At 60.9% G+C, this 22,859-nt stretch carries 24 protein-coding genes; 8 read left to right on the forward strand and 16 right to left on the reverse strand.

The window, feature by feature from the left end; all coding sequences use genetic code 11:
* The first annotated feature begins 12 nt into the window (after positions 1-12).
* Positions 13-888 carry a flagellar protein MotY gene (locus G5380_RS07240; protein WP_005337611.1) on the forward strand — a complete coding sequence of 292 codons (876 nt, stop codon included), beginning with the start codon at positions 13-15 and terminating at the stop codon, positions 886-888.
* An 84-nt stretch (positions 889-972) separates the two neighbouring features.
* Here the strand turns inward: G5380_RS07240 and gloA are convergent, their stop codons facing one another.
* From gloA to G5380_RS07285, 9 genes are all read right to left on the reverse strand, one after another.
* Entirely contained in the window at positions 973-1,386 is a 414-nt protein-coding gene (gene gloA / locus G5380_RS07245; RefSeq protein ID WP_005347113.1) for a lactoylglutathione lyase, read from the reverse strand.
* Between the two features lie 56 nt (positions 1,387-1,442).
* On the reverse strand, positions 1,443-2,084 hold the full coding sequence (gene nth / locus G5380_RS07250; protein WP_005350790.1) for an endonuclease III: 642 nt from the start codon (positions 2,082-2,084) through the stop codon (positions 1,443-1,445).
* 13 nt (positions 2,085-2,097) lie between these two features.
* Positions 2,098-2,859 carry an electron transport complex subunit E gene (locus tag G5380_RS07255; RefSeq protein WP_410170585.1) on the reverse strand — a complete coding sequence of 254 codons (762 nt, stop codon included), beginning with the start codon at positions 2,857-2,859 and terminating at the stop codon, positions 2,098-2,100.
* Between the two features lie 15 nt (positions 2,860-2,874).
* The gene (gene rsxG / locus G5380_RS07260) at positions 2,875-3,507 is read right to left on the reverse strand and encodes an electron transport complex subunit RsxG (protein WP_421352580.1); all 633 of its coding nucleotides are present in this window, start codon (positions 3,505-3,507) and stop codon (positions 2,875-2,877) included.
* 43 nt (positions 3,508-3,550) lie between these two features.
* The gene (gene rsxD / locus G5380_RS07265) at positions 3,551-4,603 is read right to left on the reverse strand and encodes an electron transport complex subunit RsxD (protein WP_201902161.1); all 1,053 of its coding nucleotides are present in this window, start codon (positions 4,601-4,603) and stop codon (positions 3,551-3,553) included.
* Positions 4,604-4,614: 11 nt separating this feature from the next.
* A complete protein-coding gene (rsxC, locus tag G5380_RS07270) occupies positions 4,615-7,284 on the reverse strand; it encodes an electron transport complex subunit RsxC (RefSeq protein WP_421352581.1) in 2,670 nt (889 codons plus the stop codon).
* Between the two features lie 14 nt (positions 7,285-7,298).
* A complete protein-coding gene (gene rsxB / locus G5380_RS07275) occupies positions 7,299-7,877 on the reverse strand; it encodes an electron transport complex subunit RsxB (RefSeq protein ID WP_005350799.1) in 579 nt (192 codons plus the stop codon).
* Between the two features lie 2 nt (positions 7,878-7,879).
* On the reverse strand, positions 7,880-8,461 hold the full coding sequence (rsxA, locus tag G5380_RS07280) for an electron transport complex subunit RsxA (RefSeq protein WP_005337600.1): 582 nt from the start codon (positions 8,459-8,461) through the stop codon (positions 7,880-7,882).
* A 181-nt stretch (positions 8,462-8,642) separates the two neighbouring features.
* The gene (locus G5380_RS07285) at positions 8,643-11,786 is read right to left on the reverse strand and encodes a DUF3427 domain-containing protein (RefSeq protein WP_421352596.1); all 3,144 of its coding nucleotides are present in this window, start codon (positions 11,784-11,786) and stop codon (positions 8,643-8,645) included.
* A gap of 217 nt (positions 11,787-12,003) precedes the next feature.
* Here G5380_RS07285 and G5380_RS07290 point away from each other — a divergent pair, with 217 nt between their 5' ends.
* Entirely contained in the window at positions 12,004-12,267 is a 264-nt protein-coding gene (locus G5380_RS07290; protein ID WP_042056561.1) for a hypothetical protein, read from the forward strand.
* Positions 12,268-12,471: 204 nt separating this feature from the next.
* Positions 12,472-12,840, forward strand: coding sequence for a VOC family protein (locus tag G5380_RS07295; protein ID WP_005337594.1), 369 nt, complete (start codon positions 12,472-12,474; stop codon positions 12,838-12,840).
* Between the two features lie 123 nt (positions 12,841-12,963).
* On the opposite strand, the gene G5380_RS07300 is transcribed toward G5380_RS07295, so the two are convergent.
* The gene (locus G5380_RS07300) at positions 12,964-14,544 is read right to left on the reverse strand and encodes an alpha/beta hydrolase (RefSeq protein WP_421352582.1); all 1,581 of its coding nucleotides are present in this window, start codon (positions 14,542-14,544) and stop codon (positions 12,964-12,966) included.
* 345 nt (positions 14,545-14,889) lie between these two features.
* On the opposite strand from G5380_RS07300, the gene G5380_RS07305 reads away from it, so the two are divergent.
* Positions 14,890-15,012: a hypothetical protein gene (locus G5380_RS07305; RefSeq protein WP_005337590.1), complete on the forward strand. Its 123-nt coding sequence runs from the start codon at positions 14,890-14,892 to the stop codon at positions 15,010-15,012.
* On the forward strand, positions 15,002-16,018 hold the full coding sequence (gene rluF, locus G5380_RS07310; RefSeq protein WP_064341542.1) for a 23S rRNA pseudouridine(2604) synthase RluF: 1,017 nt from the start codon (positions 15,002-15,004) through the stop codon (positions 16,016-16,018). The genes G5380_RS07305 and rluF overlap by 11 nt, the downstream gene beginning before the upstream one ends.
* A gap of 52 nt (positions 16,019-16,070) precedes the next feature.
* On the opposite strand, the gene G5380_RS07315 is transcribed toward rluF, so the two are convergent.
* Entirely contained in the window at positions 16,071-17,345 is a 1,275-nt protein-coding gene (locus tag G5380_RS07315; protein ID WP_421352583.1) for a cyanate transporter, read from the reverse strand.
* A complete protein-coding gene (locus G5380_RS07320) occupies positions 17,338-17,859 on the reverse strand; it encodes a nucleoside deaminase (RefSeq protein WP_374996644.1) in 522 nt (173 codons plus the stop codon). The genes G5380_RS07315 and G5380_RS07320 overlap by 8 nt, the downstream gene beginning before the upstream one ends.
* Before the next feature lie 109 nt (positions 17,860-17,968).
* Between G5380_RS07320 and G5380_RS07325 the strand changes: the two genes are divergently transcribed.
* Positions 17,969-18,811 (forward strand): LysR family transcriptional regulator, encoded by an 843-nt coding sequence (locus tag G5380_RS07325; RefSeq protein ID WP_101531500.1) that lies wholly within the window; start codon positions 17,969-17,971, stop codon positions 18,809-18,811.
* Positions 18,812-18,888: 77 nt separating this feature from the next.
* Here G5380_RS07325 and rsmS read toward each other — a convergent pair whose 3' ends face one another.
* The 3 genes from rsmS to G5380_RS07340 form a co-directional block, all read right to left on the reverse strand.
* Positions 18,889-19,044 (reverse strand): pleiotropic regulatory protein RsmS, encoded by a 156-nt coding sequence (gene rsmS / locus G5380_RS07330; protein ID WP_080768580.1) that lies wholly within the window; start codon positions 19,042-19,044, stop codon positions 18,889-18,891.
* Positions 19,045-19,139: 95 nt separating this feature from the next.
* A complete protein-coding gene (locus G5380_RS07335; protein ID WP_216963462.1) occupies positions 19,140-19,610 on the reverse strand; it encodes an acyl-CoA thioesterase in 471 nt (156 codons plus the stop codon).
* A gap of 20 nt (positions 19,611-19,630) precedes the next feature.
* On the reverse strand, positions 19,631-19,933 hold the full coding sequence (locus G5380_RS07340; protein WP_088869296.1) for a hypothetical protein: 303 nt from the start codon (positions 19,931-19,933) through the stop codon (positions 19,631-19,633).
* 141 nt (positions 19,934-20,074) lie between these two features.
* Here G5380_RS07340 and G5380_RS07345 point away from each other — a divergent pair, with 141 nt between their 5' ends.
* The gene (locus G5380_RS07345; RefSeq protein WP_421352584.1) at positions 20,075-20,713 is read left to right on the forward strand and encodes a tellurite resistance TerB family protein; all 639 of its coding nucleotides are present in this window, start codon (positions 20,075-20,077) and stop codon (positions 20,711-20,713) included.
* Between the two features lie 154 nt (positions 20,714-20,867).
* On the forward strand, positions 20,868-21,326 hold the full coding sequence (locus G5380_RS07350) for a GNAT family N-acetyltransferase (RefSeq protein ID WP_101531498.1): 459 nt from the start codon (positions 20,868-20,870) through the stop codon (positions 21,324-21,326).
* Between the two features lie 93 nt (positions 21,327-21,419).
* Here the strand turns inward: G5380_RS07350 and G5380_RS07355 are convergent, their stop codons facing one another.
* Positions 21,420-22,835 (reverse strand): PLP-dependent aminotransferase family protein, encoded by a 1,416-nt coding sequence (locus G5380_RS07355; protein ID WP_421352585.1) that lies wholly within the window; start codon positions 22,833-22,835, stop codon positions 21,420-21,422.
* Positions 22,836-22,859 lie beyond the last annotated feature (24 nt).

Below are 22,859 nucleotides of genomic sequence, written 5' to 3' on the forward strand. Positions count from 1 at the left end.
GAGGGCAAGCAATTGAACGCTTGGGTGTTGGGGTTGGTCAGCATATCCGTGAGTATGCAGTTACAGGCTGGGGTCACCGAATTCGGTGCCGGTCTGGATCAATCCGTCTGGCGTTTGACCTCCGATACCCAGATTGAGTGTCGCCTCGAACACCCGATCCCCAACTGGGGAACGGGGGCCTTTGTCAGCCGCGCCGGGCGCAAGATCAACCTCGACTTTGAGCTCAAGGGCAAGCGGCCACAGGCCCAGACCCAGACGGTGAGCCTTGGCATCATGCCGCCGGTATGGCGCCCAGGGATTGCCGGGCGAGAAGTGAGTCAACTGCGCTTCTATCAGCAGTTCGATGGGCTGGTGGAGGGGCAAACCGCCTGGACCATGCTCGATGAGCTGGAGGGGGGACGAATGCCCACTTTCCAGTATCGGGACTGGTATCGCCAAAACCGTGCGGTGCGAGTATCGCTTTCGTCGGTTAACTTTCGGGTCAAATATCAGGCCTTTATCGACTGCCTGAGCGGGCTCTTGCCCTACAGCTTCAACGACATCGCCTTTAGCGTGCTTACCTACGACAAGAACAGCGATCAGCTCTCCATCCCCTCCAAGCGGCGGCTGGCGATGATCAGCGAGTTTATCAAGGCGGACAAGAGCATCGACGTGGTGGTGATCGATGCCTACAGCGACAGCTATGGCGGCCGCTGGCCGAACCTGAAGCTATCCGAGAAACGGGCCGATGCCATCAAGAAGGTGTTTGTCGATCTGGGGATCGATCCCGGCAAGATCTCGGTGGAGGGGCATGGCGAGAAGCAGCACGTTGCCTCCAACGAAACGGAGCAGGGTCGTGCCAAGAACCGGCGGGTGGTGATCAGCATGGGGCGCAATGGCGAGATCTAGCGCCGTCCCCGGCAGCCGGATATAAAAAAGAGCGCATCTGCGCTCTTTTTTGATCCTGCCATTCGGCAGCGGGATTAGGGCTGCTTAGAAGCTGTCACCCAGGCCGGTACCGGCATCTTTCTTGGCAATCAGTTCAATCTTGTAACCGTCCGGATCTTCGACGAAGGCGATCACGGTGGTACCGCCCTTGACCGGGCCCGGTTCGCGGGTGATCTTGGCACCGGCGGCGCGCAGTGCGTCGCAGGTGGCGTAGATGTCGTCCGCTTCCAGCGCGATATGGCCGTAGGCGGAGCCCAGTTCGTACTCACTCACCCCCCAGTTGTAGGTCAGCTCGATCACCGCTTCATCCTTCTCGTCACCGTAGCCAACGAAGGCCAGGGTGTACTTGTACTCGCTGTTCTCGCTCTTGCGCAGCAGCTTCATGCCAAGGACGCGGGTGTAGAAGTCGATGGAGCGTTGCAGATCGCCGACACGCAGCATGGTATGCAGAATTCTCATTGCTCAGTTCTCCGGGTTGGTGATGTGTACTGCTTTCAATCTCGGTTGTGAGGCCATCAGCTTTCTGGATAGACCTTCTCTTTGTATTCGCACAAGTCCTCGATGATACAAGAACCACAACGGGGCTTGCGAGCGAGACAGGTGTAACGTCCGTGCAGGATGAGCCAGTGGTGGACATCCAGCTTGAACTCGGCGGGCACTACCTTGAGCAGCTTCTCCTCCACCTGATCCACGTTCTTGCCCACCGCAAAACCGGTGCGGTTCGATACCCGGAAGATATGGGTATCTACGGCGATGGTGGGCCAGCCAAAGGCGGTGTTGAGCACCACGTTGGCGGTCTTGCGGCCGACGCCCGGCAGGGCTTCCAGCGCTTCGCGGTTCTCCGGCACCTCGCCGCCATGGCGCTCCAGCAGGATGGCACAGGTCTTGATGACGTTCTCGGCCTTGGTGTTGAAGAGGCCAATGGTTTTGATGTACTCCTTGAGCCCGTCCACCCCGAGATCCAGCATCGCTTGCGGGGTGTTGGCCACCGGATAGAGCTTGTCGGTCGCCTTGTTGACGCTGACATCGGTCGCCTGCGCCGAGAGCAGCACGGCGATCAAGAGCTCGAACGGCGAGTTGAAGTTGAGCTCTGTGGTGGGGTGGGGGTTGTTTGCCCGCAGTCGCTCGAGGATCTCTCTGCGTTTCTGGTTATTCATGCCTTGCGTCCGATCATAGTTCGGTCGCCCGGACGCGGGCCGGGGCAACGTTGCAGTGGGCTACGGTAGCGGCCTGTTTGCGGTCCCGCCAGTCGTTGATGGCATTCTTGGCGGCGATCAACAGCCCCAGTCCGATAAAGCCGCCCGGCGGCAAAATCGCCAGCAGCAGGCTGGCATCGGCGTGGAACAGCTCGATGCGCAGGGATTTTGCCCACTCGCCCAGCAGCAGCTCGGCGCCATCAAACAGAGTGCCCATGCCGATGATCTCACGCATGCCACCCAGTACCAGCAGCACCAGGGTAAAGCCAAGGCCCATCATCAGGCCGTCGAGGGCCGCCAGCAGCGGCGGATTCTTGGAGGCATAGGCCTCGGCGCGGCCGATGATGACGCAGTTGGTGACGATGAGGGCGATAAAGATGCCGAGCGCCTGATAGAGGCCATAGGTGTAGGCGTTCATCAGCAGTTGCACACTGGTCACCAGCGAGGCGATGATCATCACATAGACCGGGATGCGAATATCCTTCGGCACCCAGTTGCGCACCAGCGAGACGGCGAGGTTGGAGCAGACCAGCACCGCCATGGTGGCAAGGCCGAGCCCCAGCGCGTTGGTAAAGGTGGAGGAGACGGCAAGGGTCGGGCAAAGCCCCAGCACCTGCACCAGCGAGGGGTTGTTCTTCCACAGCCCCTGACTCATCAGCTCCTTGAGCTCGCCCTTGCGGCTTTCCAGCTCGGCAAGCGGGGTTGTGCCCGTTTCAATCTGTTCCATCTGGTTCATGATGGCTCGACTCCGTTAGTTCGCCGCCGGACAAGCCGGGGCGTTGCTGAGCAGTTCGGGTTGCTCCTGCTGCAGTTTCAGCAGGTTCTTCACCGCCTTGACCACGGCTCGCGGGGTGATGGTGGCGCCGGTAAAAGCATCGAACTCGCCGCCATCCTTCTTCACCGCCCACTGGGGCTCGTTGTCATGGGTCAGGAATTTTCCGGCAAAGCTGTTGATCCAGTCCGATTTTTTCAGCTCGATCTTGTCACCCAGGCCCGGGGTCTCGTTGTGAGCGAGCACGCGCACGGCGGTGATGGTGCCCTTGGCATCAAAGCCCGCCACGATGCGGATCGCCCCGCTGTAGCCGTCCGGCGCGATCGCCTCCAGCGCATAGCCGGTTACCACGCCATTCTTGCTGGCGGTATAGAGAGACTGCGGCTGATCGCTGCCGAGATACTTCCTGCTGGTCACCTGCTTGCAGCTGGCCACCAGATCGTTGTCATAGCTCCCCTCCGGCAGCAATACCGAGAGGGTCTGCTGCTTCTCCAGCTGCTGCTGGTGGGCGATTTTATCCTTGGTCAGCTCGTTGGTCAGTACCACCAGCGCGGTACAGCCCAGCGCGAACATCGCCAGAATAAGGCCGTTCTTGCGCATGCTCTTTAACATGTCCGGGCTCCGTCAGCTGTGATGGGGGAAAAGGGCAGAAACATCATTGGCGACGGGCTCCATACACTTTCGGGCGAGTCAGGCTGTCAATAAACGGCACACAAAGGTTGGCCAGCAGCACGGCGAAGGCGAACGCATCCGGATAGCCGCCAAAGCGGCGGATGATGTAGACCAGCATTCCGATCAGCACGCCATAGACCAGTCGGCCGCGCGGCGTGGTGCAGGCACTGACCGGATCGGTGGCGATAAAGAAGGCCCCCAGCATGGTAGCGCCGCTGAATAGATGGAACATGGGCGTGGCAGTCGCATCCGGGCTCATCAGGTAGCCGAGGGTCGCCGCTGCCAGCAGGGAGCCCAGAATGGCGGTCGGAATGCGCCAGTTGATCACCTTCTGTTGCAGCAGGAAGAGGCCGCCCAGCAGATAGCCGAGGTTGACCCAGCTCCAGCCGATGCCGCCCCAACCCTCGAACAGCGGGCCGCTCAGGATCTCGCCGGTGGTGAGCCCCTGAGTCAGGCCGGTTTTCAGGGTATCGAGGGGGGTCGCCATGGTGAGACCATCCACCCCCTGCTTGAGCTGGGCCATGCTGTAGCCGTCGAGGCTAAAGCCGGTGAAGATCACCGACGCCGCATCACCAAAACCGAGGCTGTAGGCGCGCACGCTCTCCGGCGGCAGCCAGCTGGTCATCTGCACCGGGAAGGAGACCAGCAGCAGCACATAGGCGACCATGGCCGGGTTGAACAGGTTCTGACCCAGTCCGCCGTAAAGGTGTTTGGCGACAATGATGGCAAAGGCCGTGCCCACCACCAGCATCCACCATGGCAGCAGCGGCGGCAGGGAGAGACCGATCAGCACGGCGGTGAGCGCCGCACTGCCATCCATCAGGGCAGGCTTGATGGCGCGGCCACGGAGCTTGAGCACCAGCGCCTCACATAGCAGCGCGGTCACTAACGCCAGCAGGATCTGGATAAAGGAGCCCCAGCCGAAGAACCAGGTCTGGGCCAGCAAGCCCGGCACGCAGGCCAGGATCACCAGCAGCATCAGGGTTCGGGTCTGTTTGCGGTTATGGGCAAACGGCGCAGTCGCAATATTGAACATGAGTCTGTCGATTACCTTGTGGTTGTTCGGTCGGCTGACGGAGCATCTTCAGCGGCGGTCTCGGCGGCTCTGGCCGCCTCGGCCGCCAGCTTCTTCGCCTTGGCGCGGGCCACCGCGGCTGCAATGGCCGCTTTTTTCGGATCAACCGGGGCGTTCGCTTCAGGCACGGCAGTGACGGCAAGTGGTTGCTCACTGCTGGCTGCATCGCTTTGCATCGGCTCGGCCGGTGCGCGCTCCCCCTCAGTTCCGGCACTCTCTAATTGAGTACCGGCATTTTCTACCTCTGCACTGATACGCTCGCTCTGCTGGGCCAGTTTTTTGGCCTTGGCTCGGGCGATGGCTGCGGCGATAGCGGCTTTCTTGGGATCGACAGCTTCGCTTGCAGCCGTATCGCTTTGGCTGGTGGTTACTTCGCTCTTGGCTACCGCCACGTCGCGGGTCTGTGCGCTGGCAGCTGGCTCACTCTGCGCATCCTCAGCACTCTCGCCCTGCTGGGCCAGCTTTTTGGCCTTGGCGCGGGCAATGGCCGCGGCGATAGCGGCTTTCTTGGGATCAACCGCTTCGCTGGCCGCAGATGGCGCATCGCTTTGGGTTGCAGCGGGTTCGCTGGTGCCTGCGGTTGCAGTCAGCGCGCCCTCAGCGCTGTCACCCTGCTGGGCCAGCTTCTTGGCCTTGGCCCGGGCAATAGCGGCAGCAATTGCCGCTTTCTTGGGATCGACAGGTGCATCGCCTTGCGTGCCTGCGTCGGCTGCCGTGCCGTTGGCAGCGCTTACCGCTTCACCATTTGCCTCGGCCTTTTTGGCTTTGGCACGGGCAATGGCGGCAGCAATCGCCGCTTTTTTCGGGTCTGCGTCTGCAATAGGCGCCGCAATGACTTCGGCAGTCACAGGCTCGGCGCTCTCGCCTGCCTGAGCGGCTTTCTTGGCCTTGGCACGAGCAAGAGCCGCGGCGATGGCTGCTTTCTTGGGATCGCTGGCGGGGTCAATCGCCTCGGCGGGTTGCGGCGCAGCGGCTGTTTCGCTGTTTGCGTTCTCTGCCAGCTTGGCGGCGCGGCGCGCCTCCGCTTCCCGTTTGCGGGCTTCGCGGGCGGCAATCACGGCGCTGTTGTCAGGCAAGCCCTCGGCGGTGGCGGCAATGGCAGTGATGGGGGCATCCTGCTTGGCCTTGATGCGGGCCAGTGCCGCTGCCACCGGATCTTCCCCGCCTGCGGCCGTCATGGTCTGACGGCGCTGGGCGGCGGCTTCGGCGTGGCGCGCTTCGCGGGCTGCTTTCTCCCGCTCGAAACGGGCCTGCTTGGCCTCGAAACGCTGCTTGGCGCGTTCGGCTTTTTCGGCCTCGGCACGGGCTTCGCGAATGTCGTCTTTGGCGATCTTGTAGTACTGCACCAGCGGGATCTCGCTCGGGCAGACCCAGGCGCAGGCACCGCACTCGATGCAGTCCATCAGGTTGAGCTTCTCGGCCTTGTCATACTCCTTGGCCCGGCTGTACCAGTAGAGCTCTTGCGGTAGCAGAGTGGCCGGGCAGGCATCGGCGCAGGCGCTGCAACGGATGCAGGGCTGCTCCGGGCCGGGGGCGGGCAGTTCGGCCTGCGTCGGCGCGAGCAGGCAGTTGGTGGCCTTGACCACAGGGACCATGGCGTGGGGCAGGGTAAAGCCCATCATGGGGCCACCCATGATCACCCGCTGCTCCGCTTCCGGTTGCAGCTCGAAACGCTGCAACAGCCAGCGTACCGGCGTACCCAGGCGCACCCAGGCGTTGCCGGGTTTCTTGAAGCTGTCGCCGGTGAGGGTGACGATCCGCTCGATCAGCGGTTCGCCGTCGATAATGGCACGCTTGATGGCAAACACGGTGGCGACGTTGAGCACCATGATGCCGATATCGACCGCGCGGCCCCCCTTGGGTACCTGACGGCCGGTCAGCAGCTCGATGGTCTGCTTGGCACCGCCCGAGGGGTACTTGGTCGGCACCGTCTTGACCAGCACATCTTCATCGGTGGCATGGTGGGTCAGCTGCTCGATCGCCTCGGGCTTGTTGTCTTCCACCCCGATCAGGGTCAGCTTGGGCTTGAGCAGGTGCTTGAGCACCCGGATGCCATCCATGATCTCGTCGGCATACTGCTGCATCAGCCGATCATCGGTAGTGATATAGGGTTCGCACTCCAGCCCGTTGACGATCAGGATCTCGGTGAGCTGGCCGCGGCCATCGAGCTTGCTGTGAGTGGGGAACACGGCGCCGCCAAGGCCCGCCACCCCCGCCTGCTGGATGCGCTCGAGCAGCTCACCCCGCTCCAGATTCCAGTAATCGGCTTTGCCATTGCGCTCGCCCCATTCATCTTCCCCATCCGGGGTGAGGATGACACAGAGATCGCCGAGTCCGGAGGGGTGGGCAACCGTGTGGTTGCCAATCTCGGTGATGGTGCCGGAGGTGGAGGCATGGACAGGGACGACCCGCCCCTTGGCATAACGGGTCAGCGGCTGCCCTTTTTTGACCTTGTCGCCCACCTGCACCAGCAGATCGCCGGCGGGGCCTGCGTGCTGGCGCAGCGGAATGATGAGGCGTGGCGGCAGACCGGCGTCTACCACCGGGCTCTGGCTTGATTGCAGCTTGTTGTCGGCGGGGTGAATGCCACCGTGAAAGTCCCAGAGCGTGCCGGCTTTGATACGTTCGAGTAAGGAATGCATGGTTGCTCCGCTGTTTATTCCACTATCTTGACCGGAATCTTGCCCGGAACATGCACGTTATTGAGATCCCACTTCCAGTTATCGACCGTGGTGGGCACCGGGATCATCTCGATGCAATCGGTCGGGCAGGGATCGACACAGAGATCGCAACCGGTGCACTCGTTGGCAATCACGGTATGCATCGCCTTGGTGGCGCCGACGATGGCATCCACCGGGCAGGCCTGAATGCACTTGGTGCAGCCGATGCACTGATCTTCGTGGATAAAGGCGACCTTTTTGACTGGCACTGCGGCCTCGTCACTGCCACCCAGTGGCTGGGGCTCGACCCCCATCAGATCGGCAATCTTGCGCATGGTGGCCTCGCCACCGGGCACGCACTTGTTGATCTGATCGCCGTTGGCGAGCGCCTCGGCGTAGGGTTTGCAGCCGGGATAGCCGCACTGGCCACACTGGGTCTGGGGCAGCAGGGCATCGAGCTGATCGACGATGGGGTCTGCTTCCACATGAAACTTGACGGCGGCAAAGCCCAGGATAATCCCGAACGCCAGCGCCAGCAGGGTGAGCACCAGAATGGCAAAGAGAATATGGATCATGGTTATATCTTGATAAGGCCGGTAAAGCCCATAAAGGCCAGCGACATCAGACCGGCGGTGATCATGGCAATCGACACCCCGCGAAACGGCGCGGGCACATCGGCGGCGACCAGACGCTCGCGCATGGCGGCAAACAGGATCAACACCAGCGAGAAGCCGGTGGCGGCGCCAAAGCCGTAGATCACGCTCTGGATAAAGTCGTGTCGCTCATTGATGCTGAGCAGCGCCACCCCGAGCACCGCACAGTTGGTGGTGATGAGCGGCAGGAAGATCCCCAGCAGGCGATAGAGGGTCGGGCTGCTCTTGCGCACCACCATCTCGGTAAACTGCACCACCACGGCGATCACCAGAATAAAGGCGAGGGTGCGCAGATAGGCGATATCCAGCGGCAGCAGGATATAGTGCTCCACCAGATAGGAGCTGGCACTGGCGAGGGTCATCACGAAGGTGGTCGCCAGCCCCATGCCGATGGCGGTTTCCAGCTTGCCGGAGACCCCCATAAAGGGGCAGAGGCCGAGGAATTTCACCAGCACGAAGTTGTTAACCAGCACGGTGCCGATCAATAAAAGCAGGTACTCAGTCATCAATTACCGTCACTGAAAGTCGGGTTATCGGGGGTTGAAGGCGGGCGGTATTATCTGACGTTAGGGCCAGTTAAACAACCGCAAGGCCGCATGGTTATTATGCAACTGGATAATTTAGCCGGGGTTTTGGGCGAGAATCCGGTGGGTTTTGCGTCATTTTCCCACCGGGTGAGAAGCCTTACTAACCAACAGCCAGTTTGGCGGCCTCTTTCCACATAAATGGCGGCATCGGAGTAGTGAGACGCCATTTAATGTTCATCGGTTGGCTGCCAGTGTGGGATACGTACTCCACCTCACCAAAGTTCACAAAGCCAAGGGTGCGGCCAAATTCATCTTTGCTCTGCTCGCGGACGAACAGAAACAAGCGCTTACCTTCTGCTCTGTGGTTTATGTAACTCAGCCCTTTACCCCGTTCTGGGCGAGCGCTGTTTTGGCTCTGCCAATGAAACAGCGACTCGTTGATGGCGTAGTCGTGATAACGGGTAGTGGGGGAGAAGTGCTGTTCCGTTTTGTTCAAGGTCACGAACAGCAACTCGATATGTTGCTCTGCAATGACATAGACCCCTTCGCGAGCCGTGGGTTGCTGCGCGAAGGTGGTCGCGCCAAAGCCAACCAGCACCTGCTCTCTGGCATAGCGAGCATGCAGTTGCAGCGGATTACCGGGAAGGCTTGGCATGGCGCTTTGTTCGTGCTGCACCCGGTTGATCAGCATGGGTAACAGATCTGCCAGCTCGGCCCTTAACTCTGGTTGATTGAGTTGTTTCAGGCTGTGCGCCAAGGAGCTAAAGCCAGCAGTGGGGCCGCTCTGTTGCCAGAAGTCGTAATGGCACATCAAGGCCATACGTTCATCGTGTTCGGCCGTTAAGGTAAAGGCGTTTTCCACCAAGGTTTGTAAGAATTTCAAGTAATGGAGCGCATTGCAGCCCAATAGCCGGGTTTTGATGGCCCGGGTGTAGAGGGTCGACAGCTTCTGATCGCTCATTTCAGAAATGGTATGGTTGCTAGCCTGTTTGACCAAGGCGCTCCAGTTACCGCGCTTGTAGATCTCCTCTAGGCTGATGTGAGGGTAGAACTTCAAAAAGTTCGCCAGCGTCAGCGGTAAATCACAATCCAGTGAGAAACGGCGGATCAGGCCCATGAGGCGCGAGGTATTGAGGGTCGCCTTTTTGATATTGCTCAGAATTAACTCTTGGGTCTGTTTTGAGAGTTCGATGCGGCAGCCCAAGGGGGCGTGAGGGAAGCCCTGTTTGATTTCGTGGCTGATCGCCTTGTTGGTTTTGCCCACCAGTGCCCGGAATTTCTGGGCAAAGTCATACTCAGCACGGGCATTGCCAACAAAGTCCAACACGGTGCAGCACTCTTTATCGCTCGCCAGCCGCAGGCCGCGCCCTAATTGCTGCAAGAAGATAGTGAGGCTTTCCGTTGGTCGTAAAAACAGCAAGGTATCGACTTCCGGGATATCAACCCCTTCGTTGAAGATGTCCACCACGCAGAGAATATTGATAACCCCAGTGCGCAAATCTTGTTGTTTACTATGCCGCTCGTCTCGATTATCGCTGGTGAGGATGTCAGCCTTGATGCCCTTCAATAAAAATGCCTTGCACATAAAGTCGGCATGTTCACGGCTCACACAAAATGCCAGCGCTTTGATCTTGGTAATATCGGTGACGATCTCATTGAGGCTCTGGACTATTTTCTGTACCCGCTGCTGATTGTGGGTATAGATATTGGTGAGTTCAGTGATGTCATAACGGCCATTTTTCCAAGCCACTTGGCGCAAGTCAGTATCATCATCGATACCAAAATATTGGAACGGACAGAGATGGCGACGATTGATGGCCTCGGGCAAGCGGATCTCTGCTGCGATGACACCACAAAAGTCGGCAAGAATATCACCGCCATCATGGCGCTCTGGCGTTGCGGTCAATCCCAGCAGAATGTGAGGTTCAAAGGCGGCGAGCAGACCGCGATAACTGGCCGCCGCAATATGGTGAACCTCATCAATGACGATGTAATCGAAATAATCTGGGCTAAGACGTAAATTAGCCAGCTGGTTATTCAAGGATTGCACCGAGGCAAATAGTTGACGGTAGTGGGTTGGCACGGCGCCGCCGACTAAGAGTTCGCCAAAATTGGATTGCTTGAGCACACCGCGGTACGAGGCTAATGCTTGGCGCAAGATCTCCTCTTTGTGGGCGACAAACAGGAACTTGGCGTCGGGTTTGGTTTTCAGAAAACGCGCAAAATCAAAAGCGGAGATCAGGGTTTTCCCTGTACCGGTGGCCGCAACCACCAAGTTACGGAAGCGCTGGTGTAAAGCGCGCTCCATCGCCAATTGTTCAAGGATCTCCAGTTGATGGGGAAACGGCGTGATATCAAAAAAATAGGCAGGGCTATTTTTGTCCCCATCCCCACGGGCCTCTTGCAGTGCATGCTGCAATTTTGTACGGCTTTCGAGCTTGCCATCAAACAGCTCAAAATCATCGGATTCCCAATAGGTTTCAAAGGTACTCAGGGATTTCTCGATAATATGAGGGATCTCTTGCGAGGTGATTTTTAGGTTCCACTCCAAGCCGCTGGTGAGGGCAGAGTGAGAGAGATTGGAGGAACCTATATAGCCGGTATGAAAGCCGGTATTTCGGCAAAAGAGATAGCTCTTGGCATGCAACCGCTCGCGCTGGGTGTTATAGCTGAGTTTGACTTCGGTATTTGGGAGGCTGGCTAAAAATTCAACTGCCTTGGCATCGGTCGCCCCCATATAAGAGGTAGTAATTACTTTTAATTGGCGGCCGCTGCGAGTGAACTCTTCCAGCTCATGACGGAAAATCCGGATTCCTGCCCATTTGATAAATGAGACCAGCCAGCAGATGCTATCTGCCGATAAAATTTCCCGTTTAATCTCCGACTCCATCGACAAACCCGCATTGCTGCCACAAAACAGTTCGCTCTGAGTGAGACCTGTCAGAGGGAAAATATCCTCGGCATATTGCTTTAAATTGGCGGAGATGGGGTTATCCAACTGGTAGAGCGCTGTCAGAATTTTTCCCTGACTATCGATGAGGTTCTCGCTAATAAAGTCTGGGTCTTGGGTGCGATCCTTTAGCCAAAGCAATAACTGGTTAGCCAGCTCGATCTGCCGTTGCAGCTGATCCTCTCCAGTTACCGAGCCCACCGCATATTCCAAAACCCGGCTCAGAAATCTGGATAACCAAACTGCCGCTTCGGCAGGTTCAAGCTGGCGTTCCCCTACGTAAAAGCGCTCGCGGTCGAGTCGAGATGTCAGCAGTTGAGTAATGAGCTGTTCATAAATACCGCATTGTTGCATCACGCACGAGCCTCGAACATTGTCTATAGAAGAAAGAGATAATATCATTTTTTTCATCTAAATCAGCATGTTATTGTCGGTGGCATGTTTGGTTATGGAGCCCGTATTATTAATTTTTTCACGTGGCTTACAGATTCAAGATGTGGCAGCATAATTTATTGCTTACCCCCTGCTGGGCTTTTTTACTGCCACTATCTGCAGTGACTGAGGAGTACTGATGTTCAAGAAACCGGTAGCGGTTGAACTGGAGGCCATCAATCAGGAAGGTGAGATACAGGTGGTGCGTGACAGCGGTCTGACCGTTCAAGGCTACAGCGTTTACCTGCGAGTCGAAGAGAGCAACGGCTGTGCCTTGGCAACCTGTGTGGCAGACTACGACACCATCGGCCCTGCCTACGAACTGGCGGAGCGGTTGAGTCAGGCGCTGGCCATCCCGCTTATTGTGATGACTCCAGAAGCATTAATGCCAGTGAAGAGTTAGCCGAACGCGACAACAGCAGCCACTGCAACGCCCAACTGAACACCCCTTAAAAATTACATCATCATTTGCGCCCTCTTTGCGCGCCAAGGCACACATGGGCTTCCCCTTGCCGGGTATGATGGGGTTGCCCGCCGTGGCGGCAGCAGTCGGATGCTTGCGGGCATATGCCGGTCACATCAGCCAGATCACCACCAGGAGGTAACCATGATCAGCCATATCGACCATCTGGTATTGACGGTCAGTGATATCGAACGGGCCGTGGCGTTTTACAGTTCGGTGCTCAATATGGAGGCCATCACCTTCGGTGCGGGGCGCCGGGCGGTAGGGTTTGGCAACCAGAAGATCAATCTGCAACTGCTGGGGCAGGAGCCGCGCAATCGGGCGCAGGTGGGGTCGGGGGATGTCTGCCTTATCACCCGCTGGCCGCTGGAGCAGGTGATGGCCCAGCTTGCCTGCCACGGGGTGGAGATTGTCGAGGGGCCGGTGACCAAAAGCGGCGCCTGCGGGCCGATAGAATCAATCTACTTCCTCGACCCTGACCAGAACCTGATTGAGGTCAGCATCTATCCCTGAGCCCACCAAGCCATCACTCCCATTGCCATCATCAATAGAAAGGGGCCGTCACTTGACGGCTCCTTTCTCGTATCGCTATCGAGCCAAGCACGTCGGCCGCTTGGCCGATGTGGCAGAGACGCCCTAGAAAGGCGCGCTGCTCTCGTCGCTCTCCTGTAAAAACTGCTCCACTTCTGCCTCATAGGCCGCATCAGGTTGACCGCTGCTGGCAGGGGGGACGGCGGCAGGCCGGACGACGGGAGGGGCGGTGAGGGTCTCCATCACCCGCTGTTGCAGATAGGGGTAGAAGGGGTTGGAGGAGGTGCGGGTGAGGGCGCCGGGGTTGACGATCAGCACCCCGCGCTCGCCACGCAGGGCCAGAGCGCCGAGGTTGATGCCGTATTGCTCCCGCTGCTCCGGGCGCGCTGCCATGCCATAGAGGGGGTCGTCCATCGGGAAGGGGAGCGCCACATGGGAGAGGGAGTAGATCTCTTTGGGATAGTCGACATCCAGCGGGCGGAGCTGCTCAGGCTGATCGCCGGTGGCCAGCGTTCTGGCCTGGGTTGCGGGGGAGGTTGGCTCGACATTGCCCACCACGGTGAGGCGATAGTGCCCGGGGGCGTTTGGCAGCAAGCGGTGCAGCGCCAGCTCGGAGGCCGAGCTCATCAGCGGGCCAAACAGAGTGCTGCGGTTGATATCAAACAGCACCAGTTCGCTGCCGTTGGCCGGCAGGTAGTGGTAGAGATCGGCAATGATAGAGCGGGTGCTGACGGTGTAGTCCATCACCGACTGGAAGGTGAGGGCGGGGGGAAACGCCGCCAGCTCGCCACTGGCGGCCAGCTGGCGTACCTGCTGCTGGATGGCGTGGGTCAGGCGATAGGACTGGCGCGCGCCGTTGACCGGGAACGAGTTGTATTTGAACGGGTTGAACTCCGGCATGGTGTCGAGCCAGGCGGCGTTGGCAAAGGCGGGCAGCAGGGCAGGCACGGCCTTTAGCCCGGCGAAGCGGGCAAAGCGGGTCACCCCGATCATCGGGGAGATCAGTACCAGCCGATCCGGTTTTGCCAGTGCGCCGCTCGGGTCGGCCAGCGCATCGAGCGCATATTTCACCGCCAGCGCGCCACCGTTGGAAAAGCCCACCAGATGCAGCGGCCGCTTGCCCGGCGCCAGCAATCTGGCCTCCCGCACCGCCAGTCGGGTGGCGGCCAGCCAGGTCTCCCAATCCACATCCACGAGGCCAGCGGGCACGGAGCCGTGGCCGGGGATCCGCAGCCCCAGCGCGATAAAGCCCTGCTGCTGATAGCGTCTGGCCAGATGGCGCAGACTGTAGGGGGAGTCGGTCAGGCCGTGCAGCAGCACCGCCACCCCTTTGACTTCCCCCTCGGGGCGCAGCAGGTAGGAACGGTTCCAGTTCTGCTGAAAGCGGGCGGGATTGATGGGGGCGTCCTGATAGTAGCGATTGCTGGCCAGTTGCTGCTCCGGCGGTGTCTTGGCGACTACCTCGGTGGCCACCAGCTCGAACAGCTCTGCCTCGCGGGCCAGATAGGCTTGCCAGTCGCTGCGATCGAGCTCATCGGCGCTGAGTTCGGGGGGCACCACTGTGTGCCACAGCTGCAGCGGCGCTGCCTGCCAGGCGAAGTAGGCGATCACCGCCCATGCGGTCAGCAACAGCAGCAACAGGGTTAGCAGAGCACGGCGAACAAGGCGACGAGTGTGAGCCAGCATGGTGCAATCCTTGGCGATAGGGGTGGGGCCGCCTCTGGGCGGGCGAGTTTGGCGCAGCACATTGGGTGCAGCCAATCGGCTTAAAGCCTAATGGAAACAAGGTGATATGTATAGTTGATGGCGTTCGGCCGCGCAGGCTGTGGGCACCGGATCCCGCCGTTGGCATCAGGTTGGTTGTTCAAAGGCTGCATCGCGGGCCATCTGGCGGCGTGAACTTGTTCGCAGATGCCCGCTTGGACGCTGCGACCCTGCAACTATCTGCCCCTGAAAGGGGGCAATTATGCTACTGTAGCGGCGTTTTTTGATGGATAAGCTGGCATTGGCCTTTTTTGAAGATGGAATGGTATGCAGAACTTTGACGTAGTGAATTGGCTGATGCAGCAGACAGCCTCCCCGGCGCAGCCGGAACAGGCGATGGCACAACCGGGCGCGGCCCAGAACCTGTGGCAGGTGACCCATGCTGGCTAACGAATCCATGCGCCTGAACAAATACATCAGCGAGAGCGGCATCTGCTCGCGCCGCGAGGCCGACCGCTTTATCGAGCAGGGCCACGTCTTTATCAACGGCAAGCGGGCCGGGATCGGTGATCAGGTGCAGGTTGGCGATCTGGTCAAGGTGAACGGTCAGGTGATCGAGCCGCGCGAGGCGGACAGTCTGGTGCTGATCGCCCTCAACAAGCCGGTGGGCATCGTCAGTACCACAGAGGCGGGCGAGAAGGACAACATCGTCGATTTCGTCAACCACAGCACCCGGGTCTTCCCCATCGGGCGGCTCGACAAGGATTCGCAGGGTCTGATCTTCCTTACCAACCACGGCGATCTGGTCAACAAGATCCTGCGGGCAGGCAACGATCACGAGAAAGAGTATCTGGTGACCGTCGACAAGCCGGTGACCGACGAGTTTGTGCGCGGCATGGCGGCCGGGGTGCCGATCCTCGGTACTGTGACCAAGAAGTGCAAGGTGAAGAAAGAGGCGCCGTTCGTCTTTCGCATCACCCTGGTGCAGGGATTGAACCGCCAGATCCGTCGCATGTGCGAGTACTTCGGTTTTGAAGTGACCAAGCTGGAGCGCATTCGCATCATGAACGTCAGCCTCAAGGGGCTGCCGGTAGGCGAGTGGCGCGATCTCACCGATGACGAGCTGATCGATCTGTTCAAGCTGATTGAGGACTCCTCTTCCGAGGTGAAACCGGCCAAAGGCGACAAGCCCAAGGCGGCCAAGGCCCCTGCGGCGCAAAGCGCCAAACCGGGGCAGGGCAAGAAGCCGCGCCGCGATGATGATCACGAGATTGGCGGACGTCCCAATGTGCCGGGCCCGGAAGCCTTCGAGAAGAAGCTGCCGGTGGGCAAGGGGGGCGCGGGTAAAGGTGCTGCCAACAAGGGCGGCGCTGGCAAAGGGGCTCCCAAGGGAGGCAAACCGGCCGCTGGCAAGCCGCGCACCGCTAACACAGGGCGGCAGAAGAAGGGGCGCTGAGTTGCCCCTCTGAGTGGCGTCAGCCGACCTTGTCATCCCCAACACACCGGCCTTAGGCCGGTGTGTTGCTTTGGGCCGCAGAGTCGGTTGGGAGGGGCGCTGAAAGGGTCGGTTCGCTGGCGGTCGGTAACCGCATGACGCGAGGGTAGTGGCGCGGGTCGAGGCGTAGCACCAGCAGGCTCATCAGCAGCAATCCTCCCAGTTGCCACTGCCAGGCGGCCGCAAAGTCGCCCACATAGTGATAGAGCCGTGCCGCCACCCAGGGGCCGGTGGCCGCCAGCATAAAGCCGAAGCCCTGCATCAGGGCGCTCAGGGTGCCCGCGCGGCGCGGATCTGGCAGGTGATCGAGCGCAATCACCATGATGAGCGAAAAGCTGCCGCCAAGACCGGCGCCGCACAGCATGCACCAGAGAATGGGGGCACTGGCTGGCGCCAGCCAGAGGCCGCCGAATCCCGCCAGCTGCATGGCGATGGCAAGGCCCATCCAGGGTCGTCGATCCAGACTGCGCGCCGCCAGCAGCGGCAAGCCGAGACCGCTGGCGGTCTGCGCCAGTGCCAGCCAGGCGACCAGCCCGCCAGCCTGTGCAGCGTTCCAGCCCTGCGCCACATAGGCGGGGGCCATCCAGGCCACCACGATGCCGTAGCCGCTGTTAATGATGCCAAAGCAGACGATCAGCAACCAGCTGCGGGGCAGGGTGATCAGCCGTTGCTCGCCGTGGGGAATGGCGACCGCTGCGGTGTTTGGCAGACGCACTTTCCACCCTAGCCAGACGAGGGCCAGCAGCACCGGCAGGCTCCAGAGCGCCAGTGCCCGCGACCAGTCGAGGCTGACTGCAAGCCTTGGGGTGAGACTGGCCCCCAATGCCCCGCCCCCCATCATGCAGGCAGAGAAGATCCCCATCACCAGCGGCACCTTGTGGGCGAAGGCCTGCTTGATCAGTGCCGGCAGCACCCCCTGCACCAGTGCCGACCCCAATCCACACAGCGCCGCGCTGGCGATCAGCAAGGCACCGCTTTGGGCATCGAAGCGCATAGCGCTGCCAACGCCGAGCAGCAACAGGGCCAGCCCCAGCAGTTGGCACGCACTGGCGCGCCGACGCAGGCTGGGAGTGAGCAGCACGCCAATCCCGATGAGCCAGAGCGGCAGCAGGGTAAGCCAGGCGAGGGTGTCCATCCCCAGCGACAGGGCGCGGCCAATCTCGCCGCTCAGCGGGCCGATGGCGGTAAGAAAGGGGCGCAGATTCAGGCCAGTCAGGATCACCAGCACCAGCAGGGCAAACTGATGGCGGCGCGCTTCTGCCGGGCGTTCGAAAGTCCCTTTACTCATGATCAGGCGCTGCTTGTTGCGGCTGGTGGCCGTAGAGATCCGCCGCCGTCATGGTGACGGCCAGTTTGACCAGCGGCAGAGGTGGCGGTGCCAGCGGCAGTCCCAGCGTTTGATAGGCGGCAGTGCTGTCAAAGCCGAACGGGGCCGCATCGGCGTTATCAAAGGCGTAATAGACGGCGGCTATACCGTTCATCACCAGCGCGCCGAGGCACATGGGGCAGGGGTGACCGCTGGCATAGACGATGCCGCCCGCGAGCGGCGCGCTCTGGCTTGCCTTGCGCAGCGCCTCCAGCTCGGCGTGACGGGTGGGATCGCCATCCAGATGAATGCCGTTGACCGCGCTCGCTACCAGCTGGTCATCGCGCACCAGCAGGGCGGCGAAGGGGCGACCGCCCTGCCGGTGATTTGCTCTGGCCAGTTGCACCGCCTGCTCCAGCCATTGTCGGTGAGTCTGGAGTGAGGTTGATGGGGTGAGCGAGCGAAGAGGGGTAGACGCTACAAGAGGCTGTGACATGATGAAAAACCCTGACTTGACAGAACAAATGCCAGCCTAGCGGCGAAAAAAGTCATTTGGAAATTAAATGATAGAATGATTTTCAGTGGTTTTGTAAATGGAGTGCCCCATGCTGGATCCCCTGTTGCTGCGCAGTTTTGTCGCCATTATCGACACCGGCAGTTTTACCCGCGCCGGTGAACGGGTTCATCTGACCCAATCCACCATCAGCCAGCAGATCCGCCGCCTTGAGCAGCAGCTCGGCTGCCCGCTGCTCGATCGCGCTGGCCGAAGGGTAGTGGCGACGGCGGAGGGGGAAAAATTGCTGGGGCTGGCCCGCCGCATTCTGGCGCTGCTGGCGCAGGCCGAAGAACAAGTGACGGAAGGGAGCGTGGCGCTCAGCCTCGGGGTGCCGGAGGATTTCGCCGCCGGTGCCATCACCCCGGTACTGGCCGCCTTTGCCCGCGATTACCCCGAGGTGCGGCTGGAGGTGGAGAGCGGCCTGAGCCACGAGATCTGGCAGCGCTTCGAGGCGGGAGAGCTGGATCTGGCGCTGGTCAAACAGACGCGGGGGCAGGGTTCGCCCCTTGCCAGCTGGCGCGAGCCGCTGGTGTGGGTCGACAGCCGCGACTGGCCCGCCCGGGAACGGGATCCGCTGCCGCTGGTGGTGTTCCCGAGCGAAGGGCTCTATCGGCGCCAGATGACCGAGGCGCTCGATGGTCTGGGGCGGCGTTGGCGTATCGCCTATGTCAGCGCCAGCCTCGCCAGTTTGCAGGGGGCGGTGAGCGCGGGGATCGGGGTGAGCTTGCTGCCCAAACGGCTGATGCCCGCCGATCAGCTGGCCCTGACCCAGTGGCCCAAGGTGGCGCCGGTGGAGCTGGCGCTCCATGCCGGGGGAAGCGGGAGCGAGCCGCTCACCCGCTTGAGTGCGGCCCTAATCGCCCTGTGCGACGAGGTGATGGGGCCGCAGTGAGTGGCTATGTGGGGGAAAAACTTCTGTGGGGAAAAACTGGCGTCGGAAAGATAAGGCAGAAAAAGTGCGGGGAGGGATCAGTGATCCTTCCCCTCCGCCAGCTTGCGCTCGTAATCCTGTTTCACAATGGCCAGTGCCGCCAGCACCAGCTCGGGAGCCAGCTCATTGGTTTCCAGCAGTTCAATCAGATCCACCGCGAGTTTTACCTCGGGCGGGGCAGTTTCCAGTGACATGGGCAGGGTTCCGGTTGCGGGAAGAGGGGGGATTATACAGGGGCGCCGCCGCAGGCCGAAAGCGCCCGCTGTATCGGGAAGGGGAATCACCAAGGTCAGAGGTGCTGGCGCATCTCCTTGTCGATCTCCTCGCGCAGGGCGATCAGCTTTTTGGCGTACTGCTGCAACTGCAGATCGCTCTCGCTCACCGGCTGCCACTGGGGCACTGGGGTCGGCTTGCCGTGCTCATCCATCGCCACGAAGATGATGATGCAGTGGGTGGTTTTGTGGCGCTCGGTCTCGGTGGGATGGCGGCTGTAGACATCCACCGCCAGATGCATGCTGGTGGTGCCGGTGTGGATCACCTGGGCGTGCACCTCTACCAGTTGGCCAATCTGGATGGGGCGCAAAAAGCGGATCCCCCCTACATAGACGGTCACCGCATAGCCGCCACACCAGCCAGCGGCGCAGGCATAGCCCGCCTGATCGATCCACTTCATCACCATGCCGCCATGCACCTTGCCGCCGAAATTGACGTCGGAGGGTTCGGCCAGAAATTGCAGGGTCAGTTCGCGGGGGGGGATCATGCTCTCTCCTTGGTTCGGGGTCATTGACGGTAGCTCTTGCGGTAGGCGTCAGCCTGTTGGCAGGGGGGCAGGTTGTTGAGGTCGGGCCGCTTGTTGCCCTCGCGCTGGCCGAAGCTGGCGAACTCCTGCTGGCACTTGTCGGCCTTGCCGCCCTCCTTGATGCAGGCGTCGATCCGCTGTTGCTTGCCCTGCTCGACCAGTTGCTGCTGAGCTTGCTGGCAGGCGGCATCCAGCTTGGCCTGCTGGGCTGAGCGATCCAGCTCGCTGGCGGCACTGGCAGTGCCGCACAACAGCAGAACCACGAAAGGGGTGATGATGCGCATCCTGATGCTCCTTGTTGACCTGTTTCAGGTATACCGCGAATGGCGGCAGGATGCACAGGGGACGGCGCAATAATGGGGCCCATTCACTCTTGGTTCATGACGCCAGCGCCAGCATGGGGCGAACAATAGCGAGGTGTCACGATGAAACAGATGCTGGAACAGTTGCTGGGGGCTGGCAAAGGCTGGCTCAACGAAGGCGGCGACAAGCGCAAGGGGCAGATGCAGGGAGCGCTGGCCGGTGGCGCGCTCGGTCTGCTACTGGGCAATAAAAAAGTGCGCAAATATGGCGGCAAGGCCGCTGCCGTGGGCGGCGCGGCGGCCCTTGGCGGGCTGGCCTACAAGCTCTATCAGGATTGGCAGGCCCAGCAGGCGGCACCGGCCCAGCCCACCCATCCCATCAGTGGGCTGGAAGGCAATGCGCTGGATGCCCGTGCGGCCCTCTTGGTGCGCGCCATGGTGGCTGCGGCCCGGGCCGATGGCCATATCGACGGCGCCGAGCGTCAGAAAATTCAGGAGTACCTGACCGAACAGGGCCAGAGCGATGTCGCCCGCTGGATTGACGCCGAGCTGGCCCGCCCCCTCGATCCCCATACGCTGGCACGGGAAGTGACCGACATGGAGTTGGCCACCGAGGTCTATCTCGCCTCCCTGCTCGCCATCGAGGTGGATCACTTTATGGAGCGAGGCTATCTCGATGAGCTGGCGCGCGCCCTCAAGCTCGATGACAACCTCAAAGGGAGCATCGAGCGGCAGGTGGCCCAGCTTAACGCCCCCGCCTGATATCCCTCACCGCCATGGATTGCCGATAACGCCCCGCTCAAGGGGCGTTGTTGTTTCTGCGGCTCGTCAAAAGATGCGGATAAGCCTATTTGGATTGCGGGGCACAGCTCCTAAGATGGCGCAGGACTATCACCCTTTTTGCAAGGAGCAACCGTTGGAGATACGCAAGGCAAGCGAACTGGATATCGACGCCATTGTCGAGCTGAACCGGCAGATAGGAGAGATCCACCATCAGCACTATCCCGAAGTGTTCAGCCCCCCTTCGCCAGAGGAGCGGGCATTTCTGCTCGGCGCCATCGGTGCAGAAGGGCGTCTGTTCTGCGTTGCCGAGCAGGATGGCAGGGTGGTGGGCTTTTTGACGGCGCGGATCGACATCAATGAGAGCGTGCCTTTTCTCACCCGTGCGCCGATTTGCCGCATCGGCTCGGTGGTGGTGGATGAGCAGCACCGTTCCCGCGGGATTGGCAAGGCGCTGATCGCCCATTGCGATGAGTGGGCCAAGGCCCGTGATGCTCAGCAAATCCGGCTGGAGGTGATGGCCTTCAACGAGCGTGCCCAAGCGCTCTACGAGGCGCTGGGCTTCAAGGTGCAGTCGCAGATCATGGCCAGATAACCAGTTTCTGATGGCGAGCCAAGGCGCGTCACTCCCCAACTACACAGGCCCGTTACGGGCCTTTGTTCGTTTCGTCAGCGGCTCTTTGCCACGTTACTTTTCACCGAGTTGTGCGGCAATCAGTGCGGCCAGCCGGGTGAGGGCCTGCTCCAGCTGTTCGCTCCAGGGATGGGAGCTGTTGAGGCGCAGGCAGTGATTGTGTTGTCCCTGACTGGAAAAGAGCGCGCCGGGGGCCACTGAAAAACCGCTGCCCAGAGCCTTGGCGTGCAGGGCGCGGCTGTCGAAATGGGCAGGCAGTGCCAGCCAGAGGAAGTAGCCGCCATCGGGGGAGGAGATCCGCACCTCGTCCGGCAACAGCCGTTGCAGGGCCGCCCGCATCTGCTGCTGGCGCTGGGCCAGGGTGTGGCGCAGGCGGCGAAAGTGGGCATCGACCCCGCCCTGGCGCAGCATCTCGGCCAGCGCCAGCTGGCTCGGTACATTGGTGGAGAGGGTGGACATCAGTTGCAGCCGCTGCACCCGCTCGGCATGGGGCCCCGCCACTACCCAGCCGACCCGAAAGCCCGGTGCCAGACACTTGGAAAAGGAGCTGCAGAGCAGGCTGTCACCGCGCTGATCCCAGTGCTTGATGGGTTTGGGGCGCTCGCGGCCGAAGTAGACCTCGGCATAGACGTCATCCTCCACCAGCGGCACCCCATGGCTGTTGAGCAGCGCCATCAGCTGCGCTTTGTGACCATCCGGCATGGTGTGGCCCAGCGGGTGCTGCACATTGCCCATCAGCCAGCACGCCTTGATCGGCATCTGGCTGAGGGCGTCTTCCAATAGCGCCAGATCGATGCCCACCCCCGGGATGACCGGGATCTCCACCGCCTTGAGTTTCAGCCGCTCGATGGCCTGCAGGGCGCCATAGAAGGTGGGGGACTCCACCACCACCCAGTCACCGGGCTCGGTCAGCACCTGCAGGCTGAGGGAGAGTGCCTCCATGGCGCCGGTGGTGATGATGATCTCCTGCGGATTGACCGCCACCCCGTCACTGGCGTAGCGCTGGGCGATGGCGCGGCGCAGTGCCTCGTTGCCGGGGGGCAGGTCGGCCAGCGTGCTGAAGGGATCGAGCTTGCGCATGCAGCTGGCCAGCGCCCGCCCGAGCTGGGGATGGGGGAACAGGGTCGGGTCGGCCACCGACATGCCAAGGGGCACCAGATCCCGTGATTTGCTCGCCTGCAACACCTCGAACACCAGATCGTTGATATCCACCGAGCCGCTGTAGTGGGTCTGGCTCGGCGTGTGCTGCACGACCTGTGGTGAGGCGGCCTTGACGTAGTAGCCGGACTGGGGGCGGGCGAGGATCCGCCCCTGACTTTCGAGCAGTTGATAGGCCTGCAATACCGTCATGGGGCTGAGCCCGTGGGTCTTGCAGCTCTGGCGAATGGAGGGGATGCGCTCCCCCGGTTGCCAGATACCATCGTCAATCTGGCTTTGCAGGCGGTCGGCCAACTGCTGGTAAAGGGACATGATCTGGATCAACTGTTATAGGTG

The sequence above is a fragment of the Aeromonas sp. 604443 genome (assembly GCF_049170315.1).
Lineage (GTDB): Bacteria > Pseudomonadota > Gammaproteobacteria > Enterobacterales > Aeromonadaceae > Aeromonas > Aeromonas veronii_A.